This window comes from Pseudomonas sp. WC2 (assembly GCF_050586545.1).
Taxonomy (GTDB): Bacteria; Pseudomonadota; Gammaproteobacteria; order Pseudomonadales; family Pseudomonadaceae; genus Aquipseudomonas.
In genome coordinates this window covers 1-16451 of sequence record NZ_JBOBDR010000013.1, presented here as the reverse complement: position 1 = coordinate 16451, position 16451 = coordinate 1, and the positions used below count along the sequence as shown (strand labels likewise).

The following is a 16451-nucleotide window of genomic DNA, read 5'->3' as shown; positions in this document are numbered from 1 at the left end:
AGGCTAAGCTACAGACAATTCAGTGCTGATCGATGTCGGCACTTGTCATGATTTCTCTGCCCGGATGTCTCATGCGCAGTCGCCTTTTCAGTGTTTTGTCCTGTTTGCTATTTTCCGCCGCTGCCGTTCAATCCGTCCAGGCGGTGGACCTGTCCACCCAGCGCCAGTATTACGATGAAGCCAAGCGAGCCTTGGCCAAAGGCGATACCGGCCCGTATTTCCGCTACAGCCAGGCGCTGGCCGATTATCCGCTGGAGCCGTATCTGGCCTACGACGAACTGACGGCGCGCCTGAAGTCCGCGAGCAACGCGGAAATCGAGAAATTCCTTGCCGAACACGGTGACCTGCCCCAGGCCAACTGGATGAAACTGCGCTGGTTGCGCTGGCTCGCCGACCGTGGCGACTGGGCGACCTTCGTCAAGTATTACGACCCGAAACTCAATTTCACCGAACTGGACTGCCTCAACGCGCAGTACCAGATCACCCATGACAAAAAATCCGAAGGTTATGCCAACGCCGACAAGCTCTGGCTGACCGGTAAATCGCAGCCCGCCGCGTGTGACGCGCTGTTCGGCATCTGGGCCGCTGATGGCCAGCTGACTGAACAGAAACGCTGGGAGCGCACCAAACTCGCCGCTCAGGCGCGCAACTATCCGCTGGCCAACAGCCTAGTCAACGGCCTGACCACCCTCGCCCCACGCGGCCGTTTGCTGGTGGATGTGGCGCAAAAACCAGAGCTGCTCAACCAGCCGTCGCGCTTCACCCCAGCGGATGAACCGATGTCCGACGTGGTCAGCCTCGGCCTGCGCCGTCTCGCCCGTCAGGATCCGGACAAGGCCATGGCCTTGCTCGACGGTTACGCTAGCAGCATGCATTTTTCTCGCGATGAGAAAGTCGCGATCGCCCGGGAAATCGGCCTGACCCTCGCCCGCCGCTTCGACAGCCGTGCGCTGGACGTGATGACCAAGTACGACCCGGAACTGCGCGACAACACCGTTTCCGAATGGCGCTTGCGTCTGCTCCTGCGCTTGGCTCGCTGGGATGACGCCTACGAACTGACCAAGCGTCTGCCACAGGATCTGGCGACTACCAACCGCTGGCGCTACTGGCAGGCGCGCAGTCTGGAACTGGCGCAACCACAGAACCCGCAAGCGCAGACCTTGTACAAAAACCTCGCCCGCGAGCGCGACTTCTACGGGTTCCTCGCCGCCGACCGTTCGCAATCGCCGTATTCGCTCAACAACAAGCCTCTGGTGCTCAGCCAGGCCCTGATCAACAAGGTGCGCAACACGCCGGGCGTACGACGCGCGCTGGAATTCCATGCGCGTGGGCAGATCGTCGACGGTCGCCGCGAGTGGTACCACGTCAGCCGTCATTTCAATCGTGACGAAATGGTCGCGCAGGCAAAACTGGCTTATGACCTGAAATGGTACTTCCCGGCCATCCGCACCATCAGTCAGGCGCAATACTGGGACGATCTGGACATCCGCTTCCCGATGGCCCACCGCGACACCCTCGTGCGTGAGGCCAAGGTTCGCGGCCTGCATTCGAGCTGGGTGTTCGCCATCACTCGTCAGGAAAGCGCGTTCATGGACGACGCTCGCTCCGGCGTCGGCGCCAGCGGCCTGATGCAGCTGATGCCCGCCACCGCCAAGGAGACCGCACGCAAGTTCAGCATTCCGCTGGCCTCGCCGCAGCAAGTACTCGACCCGGACAAGAACATCCAGCTCGGCGCCGCTTACCTGAGTCAGGTGCACAGCCAGTTCAACGGCAACCGCGTCCTCGCCTCCGCCGCCTACAATGCCGGCCCCGGTCGCGTGCGTCAGTGGCTGCGTGGCGCCGACCACCTGAGTTTCGACGTCTGGGTGGAAAGCATCCCGTTCGACGAAACCCGCCAGTACGTGCAAAACGTGCTGTCGTACTCGGTGATCTACGGCCAGAAGCTCAATTCGCCGCAGCCGCTGGTGGATTGGCATGAGCGGTATTTCGACGATCAGTGATCCTGCGGTGAATGCTGGATAATGAAAATGCCCGTGTCGTGAGATACGGGCATTTTTTTTGCTGCACTACCAGGTCGGTTACTTAGTCGGTTGTTGCAGACTGACCATCACTGAACTGCAACGCCGCCAACCGTGCATACAGCGGATTGCTGGCAATCAATTCCTGGTGAGTACCAATGGCCACAAGTTTGCCCTGATCCATCACCGCAATCCGGTCGGCGTTTTTCACCGTGGCCAGTCGATGGGCGATCACCAACGTGGTGCGGTTCTGCATCAGACTCGGCAACGCTTCCTGAATCAGGTGCTCGCTCTGCGCATCGAGGGCACTCGTGGCCTCATCGAGCAGCAGGATCGGCGCATCAACCAGCAAGGCCCGGGCAATCGCCAGACGTTGGCGCTGGCCGCCAGAAAGGCCGAGGCCGCCGTCACCCAGATGGGTTTGGTAACCGTCTGGCATTTGCTCGATGAAGTCATGGGCGTGGGCAATTCTGGCCGCTTCCTTGACCTGCTCCAGCGTAGCGGTCGGGCACCCGTAGCGAATGTTCTCCTCGACGCTGCCGAAAAATAGCGCCGGCGTTTGCGAGACCAAGGCAAAACAGCGGCGCAGATCGAGCGGATCGAGGCTCGTCAGCGGCACTCCATCCAGCAGAATCCGGCCCTCGCGCGGATCGTAGAAGCGCAGGAGCAAGTCGTACACCGTGGACTTGCCGGCACCCGACGGCCCGACCAGTGCGAGGGTTTCGCCGGCCCTGACCGTCAGATTCAAGCCGTCGACAGCGTAGCTTTCCGGACGCGAAGGGTAGGAAAAACGCACGTCCTGCAATTCCAGCTCGCCCTTCACACGTGCAGGCAACGTCACTAATCCGCTGCTTGGGGGCTGGATGATATTTTCCGAGCGCAGCAATTCGGCAATGCGCTCGGCGGCACCGGCAGCGCGCTGCAGCTCGCCGATCACTTCACTCAACGTGCCGAAAGCGCTACCGACAATAAGGCTGTAGAAGACGAACGCTGCCAGTTCACCGGCAGAGATCCGCCCGGCAATCACGTCCATGCCGCCAACCCACAACATCACCGCCACCGCGCCGAGCACCAGCACGATGACCAACGTGATCAGCCACGCGCGCTGGAAAATCCGTTTGCGCGCCGTCTCGAATGCCTGTTCGACAGTCGAGGCAAAACGCTGCTCGTCCTGCACCTGGTGGTTGTAAGCCTGCACGGTTTTGATCTGGCCGAGGGTTTCCGAGACGTAGCTACCAATATCGGCAATGCGATCCTGGCTCTGACGCGACAGATTGCGCACGCGCCGTCCGAAAATCAGGATCGGCGAGATCACCAGCGGCAACGCGATCACCACGATGCTGGTCAGCTTGGGATTGGTAATGAACAGCAAAACGATGCCGCCGATCACCATCAACAGATTGCGTAAAAACAGCGACAGTGACGAGCCGATCACCGATTGCAGCAGCGTGGTGTCGGCGGTCAGACGTGACTGGATTTCCGAGCTGCGGTTGTCCTCGTAAAACCCCGGATGCAGGTACACCAGATGATTGAAAACCTGTCGACGGATATCGGCGACGACGCGTTCGCCAATCCACGACACCAGATAAAACCGCGCAAAGGTGCCGATCGCCAGGCCGACCACCAGCAGCATGAACAGCCCGATGGACTGGTTGAGCAAATGCGCCGATTGGGTCATGAAACCCTGATCAACCAACAGTTTGATGCCCTGCCCCATCGACAGGGTGATGCCGGCGGTGACGATCAGCGCCAGCAGCGCGCCAAAGGCCTGCAGGCGATACGGGACAAGAAAATGACTGGTCAGGCGCAAGGCGCGCCGGTGCCGGGAGGAAAGCATCGAGATCATTCGGGTTCACATCTGTGCTGATGGATAGGGCCAGCCTACACACTCAGATGGGGTGGAACTCTGTAAATCACAATGAGTCAGGTTAAATATGCCCGTGGCGACTAGAGGCTAGAAACTATTGGTCTAAAGTCCCGGTTGAGACGAGCGGTCATTTCTGTTTGAGTGGAGATGCCGCCGCCGAGAGACCGCAGGGAGTTGTCACAGCCTGGTCACGTGGCGGTTTTACCCTAGGCGCACAACCTGATGAGGAGACAGGCCATGTCCTTGCAACACAGCAGCGATGACAAGATTGAAGTGATCCGCACGCAGCCAGACCAGTCTCTGGGTTGCTCGATTATCGATGAGCAAGGCCGCGAAGTACCGATCACTGAAGAAATGATCCAAGACGCTTGCCGCGAACTGGAGAAGCGATTGGTCAAGCCTGCCGAACAAGAGTGATATAGCCACCGTCTTCCTGACCCGGCCCTTTTTGGCCGGGTTTTTTCTGTCTGCAAGACTGATATCAGAGGCGCAGCCTTCGCGAGCAGGCTCGCTCCCACAATCGATCTTCAGTGGATAGGCGATTCATGTGGGAGCGAGCGTGCTCGCGAATGAGCCACCTCGGTCTCTAGACGGCCACAGCCCCCAGCGCCGCCACAATCTTCGCCAACGCCGATGACTCCCCTTCAATCCGCACCTTCAGCCCTTCAATCTCACGCCGCACCGGATACTGCTTGCGCAACACATCGAACGCCGCCCGTTGCTCGCCGACATTGCCTACAAGGCTACGGCGGAAATCCGCATCATCGCGGCGCGGGTCGTACACACCACGGCACAACATCGCCAGCGCCCAGGCAGGATCGCTGTCGGCGTGCAGGGAAACTTCCGACAACCACGGCGCCGGTAGTAACTCACTGAGCTGGATGCTCGCGGGTTCGCCGATAAACTCGCAGTACGCCTGATAAATCTGCGCGGTGCCGCGTTGTTTGCCATCGAGGCTGTAACCGGCAATGTGCGGCGTTGCCAACACGCAGAGTTCTGCCAGCGCGACATCGACTTCGGGTTCCGCCTCCCAGACATCCAGCACGGCTTGCAGGTCTTCACGCTCCAGCAACACTTCGCGCAGGGCGAGGTTATCCACCACGGGACCGCGAGCCGCGTTGATCAGCCAGGCGCCAGGTTTGAGCTGTTGCAAACGTTGCCGGTCGAACAGATGCCAGGTCGCGCCGGCGCCGCTGCGGGTCAGCGGCGTGTGCAGGCTGATCACATCGCACTGCTCGATGATCTGCTCAAGGCTGACGTAATCGCCGCCCTCGGCAGCCTGACGGGGAGGGTCGCAGACTTTTACGTTCCAGCCCAAACCTTTCAGAACCTTGATCAGACGACCGCCCACCTCCCCGGCACCGACAACGCCGTAAGTCCGCTGAGTCAGATCAACGCCTTCGATTTCCGCCAGCGTCATCAAGCTGCCCAGCACGTAATCGACCACGCCACGCGCATTGCAACCCGGTGCGCTCGACCAGGTAATGCCAGCCTCGTTGAAGTAATCGAGGTCCAGATGATCGGTGCCGATGGTGCAGGTGCCGACAAACCGCACTTTGCTGCCCTCGAGCAGCGCGCGATTGACGTTGGTCACCGAACGCACCAGCAAGACATCGGCCTGTTCGACCGTGGCACGGTCAATCGAGCGGCCCGGGACGCGGCGAATCTCGCCGAAACCGGCAAAAAAAGCATCGAGCAGAGGGATATTTTCGTCGGCAACAATCAGCATGGCGGGCTCCTTGGGCGGATCGGCAGTTTAGGTGCAGATCGGTCGCCGAGCCAGCAGGCTTTGCACTTACAAATCCACAACAGAGGATTTTTCCTGACCAAGGCGTCAGCGGCGTAGAATGCGGCGCCTTGCGCATCAACACCTTTTGGACGCTTCGCCTGTGAATTCCGTAACTGATCAACCTGTCGCCATCTCTCTGACCCGCCCCGCGCGGATTCGCCTCGAGTTCAAGAACCTGCTCGCCCTGGCGTTGCCGATCATCATCGCGCAGCTGGCGACCACTGCCATGGGCTTCGTCGATGCGGTCATGGCCGGTCGCGTCGGGCCGAAAGATCTGGCGGCCGTGGCACTGGGCAACTCGATCTGGGTGCCGGTGTTTCTTTTGATGACTGGCACCTTGCTGGCCACGACGCCGAAAGTCGCCCAGCGTTTCGGCGCTGGCACGCACAGCGAGATCGGCCCGCTGGTGCGGCAGGCGTTGTGGCTGGCGCTGGTGGTCGGTTTGATTGCCACCGCGATGCTGGTCGCCGCCGAACCGGTGCTGCACCTGATGAAGGTCGATCCGGAACTGATCGGCCCGTGCATGCAATACCTGCACGGCATCGCCAGCGGTCTGCCGGCGGTGGCGTTCTATCACGTGCTGCGCTGCACCAGTGACGGCATCGGTCGCACCCGCCCGGCCATGGTCCTGGGCCTGTGCGGTCTGGCGCTGAACATCCCCCTGAACTACGTCTTCATCTATGGCCATTTCGGTGTGCCGGCGATGGGCGGCGTCGGCTGCGGCTGGGCCACGGCGATCGTGATGTGGGTGATGGCGCTGGGTCTGGCCGGTTATGAGCGCTGGGCGCCTGCCTATCGTTCCAGCGAAATTTTCAGCCGCTTCGACTGGCCGCAATGGGCAGTGATCAAGCGTCTGCTGTCGATCGGTCTGCCAATCGGCATCGCCGTGTTTGCCGAGTCGAGCATCTTCGCGGTGATCGCGCTGCTGATCGGCAGCCTCGGCGCCACCGTGGTCGCCGGGCACCAGATCGCGCTGAACGTCAGCTCGCTGGTGTTCATGATTCCCTACTCGCTGGGCATGGCCGTCACCGTGCGTGTCGGTCAGGCATTGGGTCGCGAAGAACCGCGCGAGGCGCGTTTTGCCGCTGGCGTCGGCATGGGCACTGCGCTGGCGTACGCCTGCCTGTCGGCGAGCATGATGTTACTGCTGCGTGAACCGATTGCGTCGATCTACACCGCTGATCCGACGGTGATTCACATTGCAGCGATGCTGATTGTGTATTCGGCGCTGTTTCAGTTTTCCGATGCGATCCAGGTGACGGCTGCCGGCGCGTTGCGTGGTTATCAGGACACGCGCGTGACGATGATCCTGACGCTGTTCGCCTATTGGGGCATTGGTTTGCCGGTGGGTTATGCCCTCGGCCTGACCGATTGGCTCGGCGAGCCGCGCGGCCCGAGCGGTTTGTGGCAGGGCTTGATCGTCGGTCTGAGCTGTGCGGCGCTGATGCTGTCGATTCGTTTGACGCGCAGTGCGCGCAAGCGCATTCGGATCAGTCGCTCACCGGGTTAAGGGTTTTACACAGGACAAAAAAAATGTGGGAGCCAGCCTGCTGGCGAATGCGGTGTGTCAGTCAACATTCTTGTAACTGATTCACCGCTTTCGCGAGCAGGCTCGCTCCCACAGTTCCTTTTGCGTTGAACTGGAATCAGGCGTGTTTCTTGCGTATCCAGTACAGGTAAGTCCCTGCTTCTTCGTGCTGGCCCACCAGTTCGTGGTCGAGAAACCCGCAGAACTTGGGGATGTCGCGTTTGGTCGACGGATCGGTGGCGATCACCTTGAGCAGGCCGCCGGGCACCAGGTCACGGATGTGCTGATGCAGCATCATCACGGGTTCCGGGCAATTGAGACCGGTGGCGTCAAGGGTGCCGTCGACCGGGGTATCGATCATTTCACTCATGATTCACTCCTGAAACTGGCCGGCATTGTCGCGCATTGCCGGGGGAATCGTCTAACCCCTGTGGGAGCGAGCTTGCTCGCGAAAGCGGTGTGTCATTCAGCATGGAGGTGACTGATACGGCGCCTTCGCGAGCAAGCTCGCTCCCACAGGTTACGTGTTGTGTCAGCGGGATTTTGCTTTCTTGGTATCGTGGCGGCGCAAGTGGCAAGTCACTTCCTCGCGGTCGTGATACAGCTGCTTGCAGCCGATATCGACTTTGATCCCGCGTGCCTTGAAACCATCGGCAATGCGTTCAAGCAAACGCTTCACTTCGGCATAGCGCTGTTTCATCGGCAACTTCAGGTTGACCACCGCCTCGCGGCAGTGACCCTCGCCGATCCACTCTTCGAGCATCGCGGCGTTGCGCGCCGGTTTCTCGACGATGTCGCAGACCATCCAGTCCACCGGTTGCTTGGGCTTGAAGGTGAAACCGTCGGCCATCAAATGCTGAACCAGACCGGTGTCCATCAGACTTTCGGCCATCGGGCCGTTGTCGATGGCAGTCACCAGCATGCCGCGATTGACCAGTTGCCAGGTCCAGCCGCCCGGCGCGGCGCCGAGATCCACGCCGGTCATGTCGCTGTGCAGGCGATCTTCCCATTGATCACGCGGGATGAAATGGTGCCACGCCTCTTCCAGCTTCAGCGTCGAACGGCTGGGCGCCTCACGCGGGAACTTCAGGCGCGGAATGCCCATCGGCCACATCGCCGAGTTGCCGGCATCGGCCATACCCAGAAACACTTCGCGACCACTTTTGAAGGTCAGTAACAGGCGCGGCTTGCTGGCGTCCTCCACCAGTTTGCCGGCAGCGGTCAGGGCCTTGCGCAGCGGGCCTTCGAATTTTTTGCAGAAGTTCGACAGTTCTTTGCCGTCATTGGTATCGACGACTTCCAGCCAGAGACTGCCGCACACCGGGAAATCGGCCATGTGCGCGAGGATCACGCTGATGCGATCGTTTTCCGGCAGATCGATGAAGACGCCACGCGCCCACTGGCGCGGGAAGATCAATTCGGCAAACCGCTGGCCGCGCATCAGACGCTCGGCGCCGTCTTCTTCGGTGCAGACAAACTCGGCGCACGCGGTGGCCGCTTTGGCCTTGGCGTAGCCGGCCACGTTGAGCTGGGCAGCGAGGTCGGAGATCTCCGAACAGACTTCGCCTTCGAAGCCGGGCCGGCAATGCATGAATAGGGTGTTCATTTTTACTCCTGGGCAGAGGGCGGTGATTCGGCCCCTGCGCGATGCTCAAGCCTTGCGTTGCAGCAAAGCCTGTCACGAAAACCGGCGCATGATAGCCGATGTCGGAACCTTGGTTCCGCTCATAGAGTCCAGTTATTAGCCAGCTACCTAAAACAGGGCTAGGTTTAAAGCTCTATTCGTCCCCTCAATCCGTAGCCGTGCGGATTCAAAGGAGTGATCGTAATGCCGTCCCTCGATAGTCTGAAGACCCTTAAAACACTGCAAATCGACGACAAGACCTACCACTATTTCAGTTTGCCGCATGCCGCCAAAAGCCTGGGCGATCTCGACAAGCTGCCAATGTCGCTGAAAGTCCTGCTGGAAAACCTGCTGCGCTGGGAAGATGAAAAAACTGTCACCGGCGCCGACCTCAAGGCCATTGCCGCGTGGCTCAAGGAGCGTCGCTCCGACCGCGAAATCCAATACCGCCCGGCCCGCGTGCTGATGCAGGACTTTACCGGCGTCCCCGCCGTGGTCGACCTCGCTGCCATGCGTGCGGCGATGGCCAAGGCCGGCGGCGACCCGCAACGAATCAATCCATTGTCGCCGGTGGATCTGGTGATCGACCACTCGGTGATGGTCGACAAGTTCGCCACGCCCAGCGCGTTCGAGCAGAACGTTGACATCGAAATGCAGCGCAACGGCGAGCGTTACGCGTTCCTGCGCTGGGGCCAAAGTGCCTTCGACAACTTCAGCGTCGTGCCGCCCGGCACCGGGATCTGCCACCAGGTCAACCTCGAATACCTCGGTCGCACGGTGTGGACCAAAGATGAAGACGGCCGCACCTATGCTTTCCCCGACACCCTCGTCGGCACCGACTCCCACACCACCATGATCAACGGCCTCGGCGTGCTCGGCTGGGGCGTCGGCGGGATCGAGGCGGAAGCGGCGATGCTCGGGCAACCGGTGTCGATGCTGATTCCGGAAGTGATCGGCTTCAAACTGACCGGCAAACTCAAGGAAGGCATCACCGCCACCGACCTGGTGCTGACAGTCACGCAGATGCTGCGCAAGAAAGGCGTTGTCGGCAAATTCGTCGAGTTCTACGGTGACGGTCTCGCCGACTTGCCCCTGGCCGACCGCGCGACCATCGCCAACATGGCCCCGGAATATGGCGCGACATGCGGGTTCTTCCCGGTTGACGACGTGACGCTGGACTATCTGCGCCTCTCGGGGCGCCCACCGGAAGTGGTGAAACTGGTCGAGGCGTACACCAAGGCTCAGGGCCTGTGGCGCCTGCCCGGTCAGGAGCCGGTGTTCACCGACAGCCTGGCGCTGGACATGGGCAGCGTCGAAGCGAGTCTGGCCGGCCCGAAACGTCCGCAGGATCGCGTCTCGCTGCCGAACGTGCCGCAAGCTTTCAGCGACTTCATCGACCTGCAATTCAAACCCACCAGCAAAGAAGAAGGACGCCTGGAAAGCGAGGGCGGCGGTGGCGTGGCGGTGGGCAATGCCGATCTGGTCGGGGAAACCGAGTACGAGTACGAAGGACATACCTATCGCCTGAAAAACGGTGCGGTGGTGATCGCCGCGATCACCTCTTGCACCAACACTTCCAACCCGAGCGTGATGATGGCTGCCGGGCTGCTGGCGAAAAAAGCCGTGGAGAAAGGCCTGACCCGCAAACCGTGGGTGAAGAGCTCACTGGCACCGGGCTCGAAAGTCGTCACCGATTACTACAAGGCTGCGGGGCTGACGCAGTACCTCGACCAGCTCGGTTTTTCCCTGGTCGGTTATGGCTGCACCACCTGCATCGGCAACTCCGGGCCGTTGCCTGAGCCGATCGAGAAAGCCATTCAGAAAGCCGACCTGACCGTGGCTTCGGTGCTGTCCGGCAACCGCAATTTTGAAGGTCGCGTGCATCCGCTGGTAAAAACCAACTGGCTGGGCTCGCCACCACTGGTGGTCGCCTATGCCTTGGCCGGCAGCGTGCGCTGCGATATCAGCAGCGAACCGCTGGGTGAGGATCAGCAAGGCAATCCGGTGTATCTGCGCGATATCTGGCCTTCGAGCAAAGAAATCGCTGACGCGGTCAGTCAGGTCAACACGGCCATGTTCCACAAGGAATACGCCGAAGTGTTTGCCGGTGATGAACAGTGGCAGGCCATCGAAGTGCCGCAAGCGGCGACGTATGTGTGGCAGGACGATTCGACCTACATTCAACACCCGCCATTCTTCGACGATATCTCCGGCCCGTTACCGGAAGTCAAAGATGTCAAAGGCGCACGCGTGCTGGCCCTGCTCGGCGATTCGGTGACCACCGACCACATCTCCCCCGCCGGCAATATCAAGGCTGACAGTCCGGCTGGCCGTTATCTGCGCGAAAAAGGCGTCGAGGCGCGGGACTTCAATTCCTACGGCTCACGTCGCGGCAACCACGAAGTGATGATGCGCGGCACGTTCGCCAACATTCGTATCCGCAACGAAATGCTCGGCGGTGAAGAAGGTGGCAACACGATCTATATTCCGACCGGCGAGAAACTGGCGATCTATGATGCGGCCATGAAGTATCAGGCCTCGGGCACTCCGCTGGTGGTGGTTGCAGGGCAGGAATACGGCACCGGCTCGAGCCGTGACTGGGCCGCCAAGGGCACCAATCTACTCGGCGTGAAAGCGGTGATCGCGGAAAGCTTCGAGCGCATTCACCGCTCCAATCTGGTCGGCATGGGCGTGTTGCCGCTGCAGTTCAAGCTGGATCAGAATCGCAAGAGCCTCAACCTGACCGGCAAGGAAACCTTCGAGATCCTCGGCCTGACCGGCGTCGAACTAAAACCACGCATGAACCTGCCGCTGGTAATTACCCGTGAGGATGGCACGCAGGAGAAAATCGAAGTGTTGTGCCGCATTGATACCTTGAATGAGGTGGAGTACTTCAAATCTGGCGGGATTTTGCATTACGTCCTGCGCCAGCTGATTGCCTCCTAAACCTGCAGACGCAAAAACACCGCCATTCGGCGGTGTTTTTGTTTGAATGCGGTGCTTTTCTGCAGGCGAAAAAAAACCCGCCGAAGCGGGTTTTTCCCAAGACCATTATCGACTCCCTGTCGGCAGCGATCCTTGCAAATGGTCGATCATCCATGATCCTGAAACACTCCCTGTGTCTCAGTTGATGTGTGTAGATTACGCAGTGGATCCAATCAGCAATAGTCGTAAAAGCTACCAATGCGTGTAAGACATTCGCCATAGCGACCCTTCCGAAAACCCTTAGACGTGTCAGGCATCAAGCATGGATGCCGCGATCTAAGCGACTTTCAGCGGCGAAACCCGCGTTTGCCGGGTTTTGACGGTGTCAGCCACCTTCGCCCTCGCGCGCCTTGGCGCTGTCGGTCAGAAATTGTTCCAGGCGACTCAACTGCTCTTCCCAGCCACGGCTGTCCATGTGGTAAGCCTCCTTTTGCCGCACATCCGGAATGTGCGCGAATCCCGATTCGGTGACCTTGAGCAGCGTGCCGTCTTCATAATCCTGCAACTCGAACCTAACCAGCGTGGTTGGCTCTTGGGAGTAGTCGATCTGAGGATTCACCGCATACGGATGCCAGCGAAACGAAAAGAGTTGCTGCGGCTCGACCCGCTCGACCAACACATTCCACAAAACCTGTTCAAAACCCGGATACGTGACCTGCCCCTGCGTCCATTCACCAGCAATAAAACGCCGGCCTTCCAGCGCCACACCAAACCACTGGCCAAACGCCTCGGCATCGACCAATGCGCGCCAGACATGAGAACGCGGCGCCTTGAGCGTGATCTTGCGTTCGAAACTATTGGGTACTGGTTTCATACGTCACCTCCTGTTCTGAACACTAGGCCTGTATGACCACATGTCCACTGTGAAGTTGTATCAAAGCGGTGCAGTCATTCATCAGCGAGGAAACATCAAGCTGCATTTTTCTGGCCGATGCCGTGATGGATCCACACTGCGAAACTGTTACCTTTCCCAGCGAATGTGAATGAACAAGGACGAATCATGCAGCCATCCTTAGCCGAACGTTATCGCGGTGCCCTGCTCGGTCTGGCGTGCGGTGACGCCGTCGGCACTACGGTTGAGTTCAAACCGCGTGGATCATTCCAACCGTTGACCGATATGGTCGGTGGTGGCCCGTTCCACCTCAAGCCCGGGCAATGGACCGATGACACTTCAATGGCACTGTGCCTGGCGGAAAGCCTGCTGACCAAGAACGGCTTCAATGCGGCCGATCAGATGGGCCGCTACCTCAACTGGTGGCAATGGGGTTATCTCAGCTCGACCGGTGAGTGTTTCGATATCGGCACGACCGTCAGTCAGGCGCTGGCGCAGTATCAGCAAACCGCTGAGCCTTTCGCTGGCTCTACCGATCCGTACAGTGCTGGCAATGGATCGCTGATGCGCCTGGCACCGGTCGTGCTGTTTTATTTTCCAGACGCTCGGCAGATCCAAAGCTTTGCTGCCGACAGTTCGCGAACCACCCACGCCGCCCCTGAAGCCATCGAGTGCTGCCAATTGTTCGCCGGGCTGATCGCCAGAGCGCTTGAGGGCGCGACCAAGGCAGATTTGCGCCAATCGTCCTCTGCGAAGTTCTCGCAACCCAAGGTTACAGCCATCGCTCGCGGTGATTACCTCGGCAAGACCGAGGCGGACATCAAAGGCAGTGGTTACAGCGTGCAGTCGCTGGAAGCGGCGCTGTGGTGCTTTCAGCAGACCGACAGTTTCGCCGCCGCCATCCTCTTGGCCGCCAATCTCGGCGATGACGCTGACACTACCGCCGCCATCACGGGCCAATTGGCCGGGGCCTACTACGGCGTCCGAGGTATTCCTGAGCACTGGCTGGAAAGGCTGCACGACAGTGAAGAGATTGCTGCGACCGCCGACCGCTTGCTCGACGCCTCTCGACTGCGCCAACCTGAATAAGCGCGACGCAGTCGCTACACTGCTCGGCACTTACCTTCACTAAGCGAGATTTGCCCATGTCCCCACGTCTGCTTCTGGCCCTGACACCCTTTCTGTTCATCCCCTTCGCCCATGCTGCGGTCGACTGCGCGAACGCCAGCGATCAGGCGACGATGAACCAGTGCGCCGGGCAAGACTTCAAAGCGGCGGACAAGGAGTTGAATACGGTGTATCAGCAGATCACCAAGCGTTTGAAGGACAACCCTGACGGCAAGAAGCTGTTGGTCAGCGCGCAGCGTGCGTGGGTCGGCTTTCGGGATACCGAGTGCAAGTTCTCCGCGTCCGGGGTGGCGGGCGGAAGCGTTTATCCGCTGATTTACAGCAACTGCATGACCAGCGTGACCAAGGTGCGAGTCGAGGCGCTGAAGGAGTATTTGAAATGTGAGGAAGGTGATATGAGTTGCCCAGTGCCGGGGGCCTGATTTTTTTGCAGCGGTTTTAACGGGGCTGCTCGCGAATGCCACCTGCCAAGCGACCGTGACTTCAGCGCTGCCAACCTCTCCATTCACAAAAGACGGCCTGTCCTCGAGCCTTTTCAGGTGATACCGGCCCTCCTGAACAATCAGACAGGGTAATTCCAGCACAGGCTCAGCTTGCGTGAGTCTGTGCTGGGAAGCCGTTGACGGTTAAACGTGCGGATCACCCGGCGCTTTGGTCGGCGCCGCGTATTGCGGCTTGAGATGGCCGTCTTGATCGAGCAGCCAGGCGTCCATGATCTGCCGCACCACCGGGCCGGCAACCCGGCCGCCCGCCTCGCCGTTTTCGATCATTACCGAAATCGCGATCTTCGGATGTTCCGCCGGAGCGAAACCGACGAACAAGGCGTTGTCGCGGTGACGCTCGAGGGTTTTCTCGCGGTTGTAGCGTTCGCCCTGCTTGATAGCCACGACCTGCGCCGTACCACTCTTGCCGGCAATCCGATATTGCGCGCCCGCCGCTGCCGCCCGAGCAATGCCTCGCGCATCGTGCATCACCATTTGCATGCCATGGTTGACCTGCTCCCAGTCGCGTGGATCCTTGAGCAGAATGTTCGGCATCGGATGCTCGTCGACAGGTGCGATGCCATCAACGGTTTTGGCCAGGTGCGGACGGTTCCACACGCCTTTGTTGGCAATCAGTGCGGTGGCCTGGGCCAATTGCAGCGGCGTGACCTGCATATAGCCTTGGCCAATGCCGAGGATCACCGTTTCCCCCGGGAACCACGCCTGCCGGCGCGTGGCGCGTTTCCAGGCTTGGGAAGGCATCAGGCCGGGCGACTCTTCAAACATGTCCAGCGAGACTTTTTCGCCGAGGCCGAACATGGCCATGTAATCGTGCAGGCGATCGATGCCGAGCTTGTGCGCCAGATCATAGAAGTAGGTGTCGTTGGAACGCATGATCGCTGCGTCCATGTCCACCCAGCCGTCGCCGCTGTGGTTCCAGTTGCGGTATTTATGATCGAAATCCGGGAGCTGATAGTAACCAGGATCGAAGACGCGGGTCTGTGGAGTCACAACGCCGGCATCGAGGCCGGCAATCGCGACTTCTGGTTTAATCGTCGAGCCCGGTGCGTAGAGCCCGCGCAGCACACGGTTGAACAGCGGCCGGTCGATGGAGTCACGCAGCGCTGAATATTCCTTGGAGCTGATGCCTGTGACGAACAGGTTCGGGTCAAAACTTGGATTGCTGACCATGGCCAGCACTTCGCCGGTGGACGGGTCGAGTGCAACCACTGAACCTCGGCGATCACCCAGTGCGGCTTCGGCAGCTTCCTGCAACTTGATATCGAGGCTCAGAACGATGTTTTTGCCCGGCTCCGGGTCAGTGTGCTTCAACACTCGCAAGACACGACCCTGGGCGTTGGTTTCCACTTCTTCGTAACCGACGTGGCCATGCAGCTGGGCTTCATAGAAACGCTCGACGCCGGTTTTACCGGTGGATTGAGTGCCGCGGTATTCCACAGAGTCGAGCGTTTTGGATTCTTTTTCGTTGATCCGGCCGACGTAACCGATTGAATGGGCGAAATGCTCGCCGAGCGGATAGTGCCGCACGAACTGCGGTTCGACATCCAGGCCAGGCAAGCGAAACTCATTAACCGCTAAAACGGCAATCTGCTCTTCAGTCAGCTCGTAGAACAACGTCACTGGCGTGAAGGGATGACGGGACTGCTTCATCGCCTTGTCGAACACGGTTCGATCTTCGGCGGGCAAGTGCAGCAGATTGACGACCTCATCCAACTCCTGATTGACGTCACTGGCGCGTTCGCGGGTGATCGTCAAGTTGTAGCTGGGACGGTTATCGGCGAGCAGCACCCCGTTGCGGTCGTAGATCAATCCGCGTGTCGGCGGAATCGGCAGGACGTGGACGCGGTTGTTTTCAGAGATTGTCGAGTGGTAGTCGAATTCCACCACCTGCAGGATGTAAAGACGTACGACCAGCGCGCAGCTGACGGCGAAGACGAACAACGCGCAGGCGATCAACCGTTTGTTGACCAGGCGCGTCTCTTTCTCGTGATCCTTGATCGGGATTGGTTCAGGCATTTCTACAGCGACTCTTTGACATAAATGAGTGCCGATCCTTGGGCATGACATCAGTCCGTTAAAAAAACGAGCTGCACCATACCAAAAACTGCCCGGTCACTTCAGAACGATTTTCCCCAATGGCCGTTTCTTGCGACGGCTGGGGACAGCGCTGTCGTGCA

The 16451-nt window shown here is 59.7% G+C and carries 12 protein-coding genes; 6 read left to right on the top strand and 6 right to left on the bottom strand.

All coding sequences use genetic code 11. From position 1 onward, the window contains the following. Positions 1 to 71 precede the first annotated feature (71 nt). Positions 72 to 2000, top strand: coding sequence for a transglycosylase SLT domain-containing protein (locus ACQ4OE_RS16940; protein WP_430947309.1), 1929 nt, complete (start codon positions 72 to 74; stop codon positions 1998 to 2000). An 82-nt stretch (positions 2001 to 2082) separates the two neighbouring features. On the opposite strand, the gene ACQ4OE_RS16935 is transcribed toward ACQ4OE_RS16940, so the two are convergent. After that, positions 2083 to 3864: an ABC transporter transmembrane domain-containing protein gene (locus ACQ4OE_RS16935; protein ID WP_430947308.1), complete on the bottom strand. Its 1782-nt coding sequence runs from the start codon at positions 3862 to 3864 to the stop codon at positions 2083 to 2085. A 258-nt stretch (positions 3865 to 4122) separates the two neighbouring features. Here ACQ4OE_RS16935 and ACQ4OE_RS16930 point away from each other — a divergent pair, with 258 nt between their 5' ends. Next, positions 4123 to 4302: a PA1571 family protein gene (locus ACQ4OE_RS16930; RefSeq protein ID WP_430947307.1), complete on the top strand. Its 180-nt coding sequence runs from the start codon at positions 4123 to 4125 to the stop codon at positions 4300 to 4302. Between the two features lie 169 nt (positions 4303 to 4471). On the opposite strand, the gene pdxB is transcribed toward ACQ4OE_RS16930, so the two are convergent. Beyond that, entirely contained in the window at positions 4472 to 5614 is a 1143-nt protein-coding gene (pdxB, locus tag ACQ4OE_RS16925; protein ID WP_430947306.1) for a 4-phosphoerythronate dehydrogenase PdxB, read from the bottom strand. 160 nt (positions 5615 to 5774) lie between these two features. Here pdxB and ACQ4OE_RS16920 point away from each other — a divergent pair, with 160 nt between their 5' ends. Beyond that, positions 5775 to 7184 carry an MATE family efflux transporter gene (locus ACQ4OE_RS16920; RefSeq protein ID WP_430947305.1) on the top strand — a complete coding sequence of 470 codons (1410 nt, stop codon included), beginning with the start codon at positions 5775 to 5777 and terminating at the stop codon, positions 7182 to 7184. Between the two features lie 136 nt (positions 7185 to 7320). Here the strand turns inward: ACQ4OE_RS16920 and tusA are convergent, their stop codons facing one another. Continuing rightward, complete coding sequence (gene tusA / locus ACQ4OE_RS16915) at positions 7321 to 7572, bottom strand: sulfurtransferase TusA (protein WP_122595413.1); 252 nt, start codon at positions 7570 to 7572, stop codon at positions 7321 to 7323. A gap of 162 nt (positions 7573 to 7734) precedes the next feature. After that, a complete protein-coding gene (gene rlmM / locus ACQ4OE_RS16910) occupies positions 7735 to 8808 on the bottom strand; it encodes a 23S rRNA (cytidine(2498)-2'-O)-methyltransferase RlmM (RefSeq protein WP_430947304.1) in 1074 nt (357 codons plus the stop codon). 222 nt (positions 8809 to 9030) lie between these two features. Between rlmM and acnA the strand changes: the two genes are divergently transcribed. Continuing rightward, a complete protein-coding gene (gene acnA / locus ACQ4OE_RS16905) occupies positions 9031 to 11772 on the top strand; it encodes an aconitate hydratase AcnA (protein WP_430947303.1) in 2742 nt (913 codons plus the stop codon). A 364-nt stretch (positions 11773 to 12136) separates the two neighbouring features. Here acnA and ACQ4OE_RS16900 read toward each other — a convergent pair whose 3' ends face one another. Beyond that, positions 12137 to 12625, bottom strand: a complete 489-nt coding sequence (locus tag ACQ4OE_RS16900; RefSeq protein ID WP_430947302.1) for an SRPBCC family protein — start codon at positions 12623 to 12625, stop codon at positions 12137 to 12139. Positions 12626 to 12811: 186 nt separating this feature from the next. Here ACQ4OE_RS16900 and ACQ4OE_RS16895 point away from each other — a divergent pair, with 186 nt between their 5' ends. Together ACQ4OE_RS16895 and ACQ4OE_RS16890 are read left to right on the top strand one after the other, a co-directional pair. After that, positions 12812 to 13732 carry an ADP-ribosylglycohydrolase family protein gene (locus ACQ4OE_RS16895; protein ID WP_430947301.1) on the top strand — a complete coding sequence of 307 codons (921 nt, stop codon included), beginning with the start codon at positions 12812 to 12814 and terminating at the stop codon, positions 13730 to 13732. 56 nt (positions 13733 to 13788) lie between these two features. Further along, positions 13789 to 14193 (top strand): lysozyme inhibitor LprI family protein, encoded by a 405-nt coding sequence (locus ACQ4OE_RS16890; RefSeq protein ID WP_430947300.1) that lies wholly within the window; start codon positions 13789 to 13791, stop codon positions 14191 to 14193. Between the two features lie 204 nt (positions 14194 to 14397). On the opposite strand, the gene mrdA is transcribed toward ACQ4OE_RS16890, so the two are convergent. Further along, complete coding sequence (mrdA, locus tag ACQ4OE_RS16885; protein WP_430947299.1) at positions 14398 to 16290, bottom strand: penicillin-binding protein 2; 1893 nt, start codon at positions 16288 to 16290, stop codon at positions 14398 to 14400. Between the last annotated feature and the right edge of the window lie 161 nt (positions 16291 to 16451).

Coding starts and splice junctions, on each gene's coding strand:
- ACQ4OE_RS16940 (WP_430947309.1), top strand. CDS start 72: ATGCGCAGTCGCCTTTTCAGTGTTTTGTCCTGTTTGCTATTTTCCGCC.
- ACQ4OE_RS16935 (WP_430947308.1), bottom strand. CDS start 3,864: ATGATCTCGATGCTTTCCTCCCGGCACCGGCGCGCCTTGCGCCTGACC.
- ACQ4OE_RS16930 (WP_430947307.1), top strand. CDS start 4,123: ATGTCCTTGCAACACAGCAGCGATGACAAGATTGAAGTGATCCGCACG.
- pdxB (WP_430947306.1), bottom strand. CDS start 5,614: ATGCTGATTGTTGCCGACGAAAATATCCCTCTGCTCGATGCTTTTTTT.
- tusA (WP_122595413.1), bottom strand. CDS start 7,572: ATGAGTGAAATGATCGATACCCCGGTCGACGGCACCCTTGACGCCACC.
- rlmM (WP_430947304.1), bottom strand. CDS start 8,808: ATGAACACCCTATTCATGCATTGCCGGCCCGGCTTCGAAGGCGAAGTC.
- acnA (WP_430947303.1), top strand. CDS start 9,031: ATGCCGTCCCTCGATAGTCTGAAGACCCTTAAAACACTGCAAATCGAC.
- ACQ4OE_RS16900 (WP_430947302.1), bottom strand. CDS start 12,625: ATGAAACCAGTACCCAATAGTTTCGAACGCAAGATCACGCTCAAGGCG.
- ACQ4OE_RS16895 (WP_430947301.1), top strand. CDS start 12,812: ATGCAGCCATCCTTAGCCGAACGTTATCGCGGTGCCCTGCTCGGTCTG.
- ACQ4OE_RS16890 (WP_430947300.1), top strand. CDS start 13,789: ATGTCCCCACGTCTGCTTCTGGCCCTGACACCCTTTCTGTTCATCCCC.
- mrdA (WP_430947299.1), bottom strand. CDS start 16,290: ATGCCTGAACCAATCCCGATCAAGGATCACGAGAAAGAGACGCGCCTG.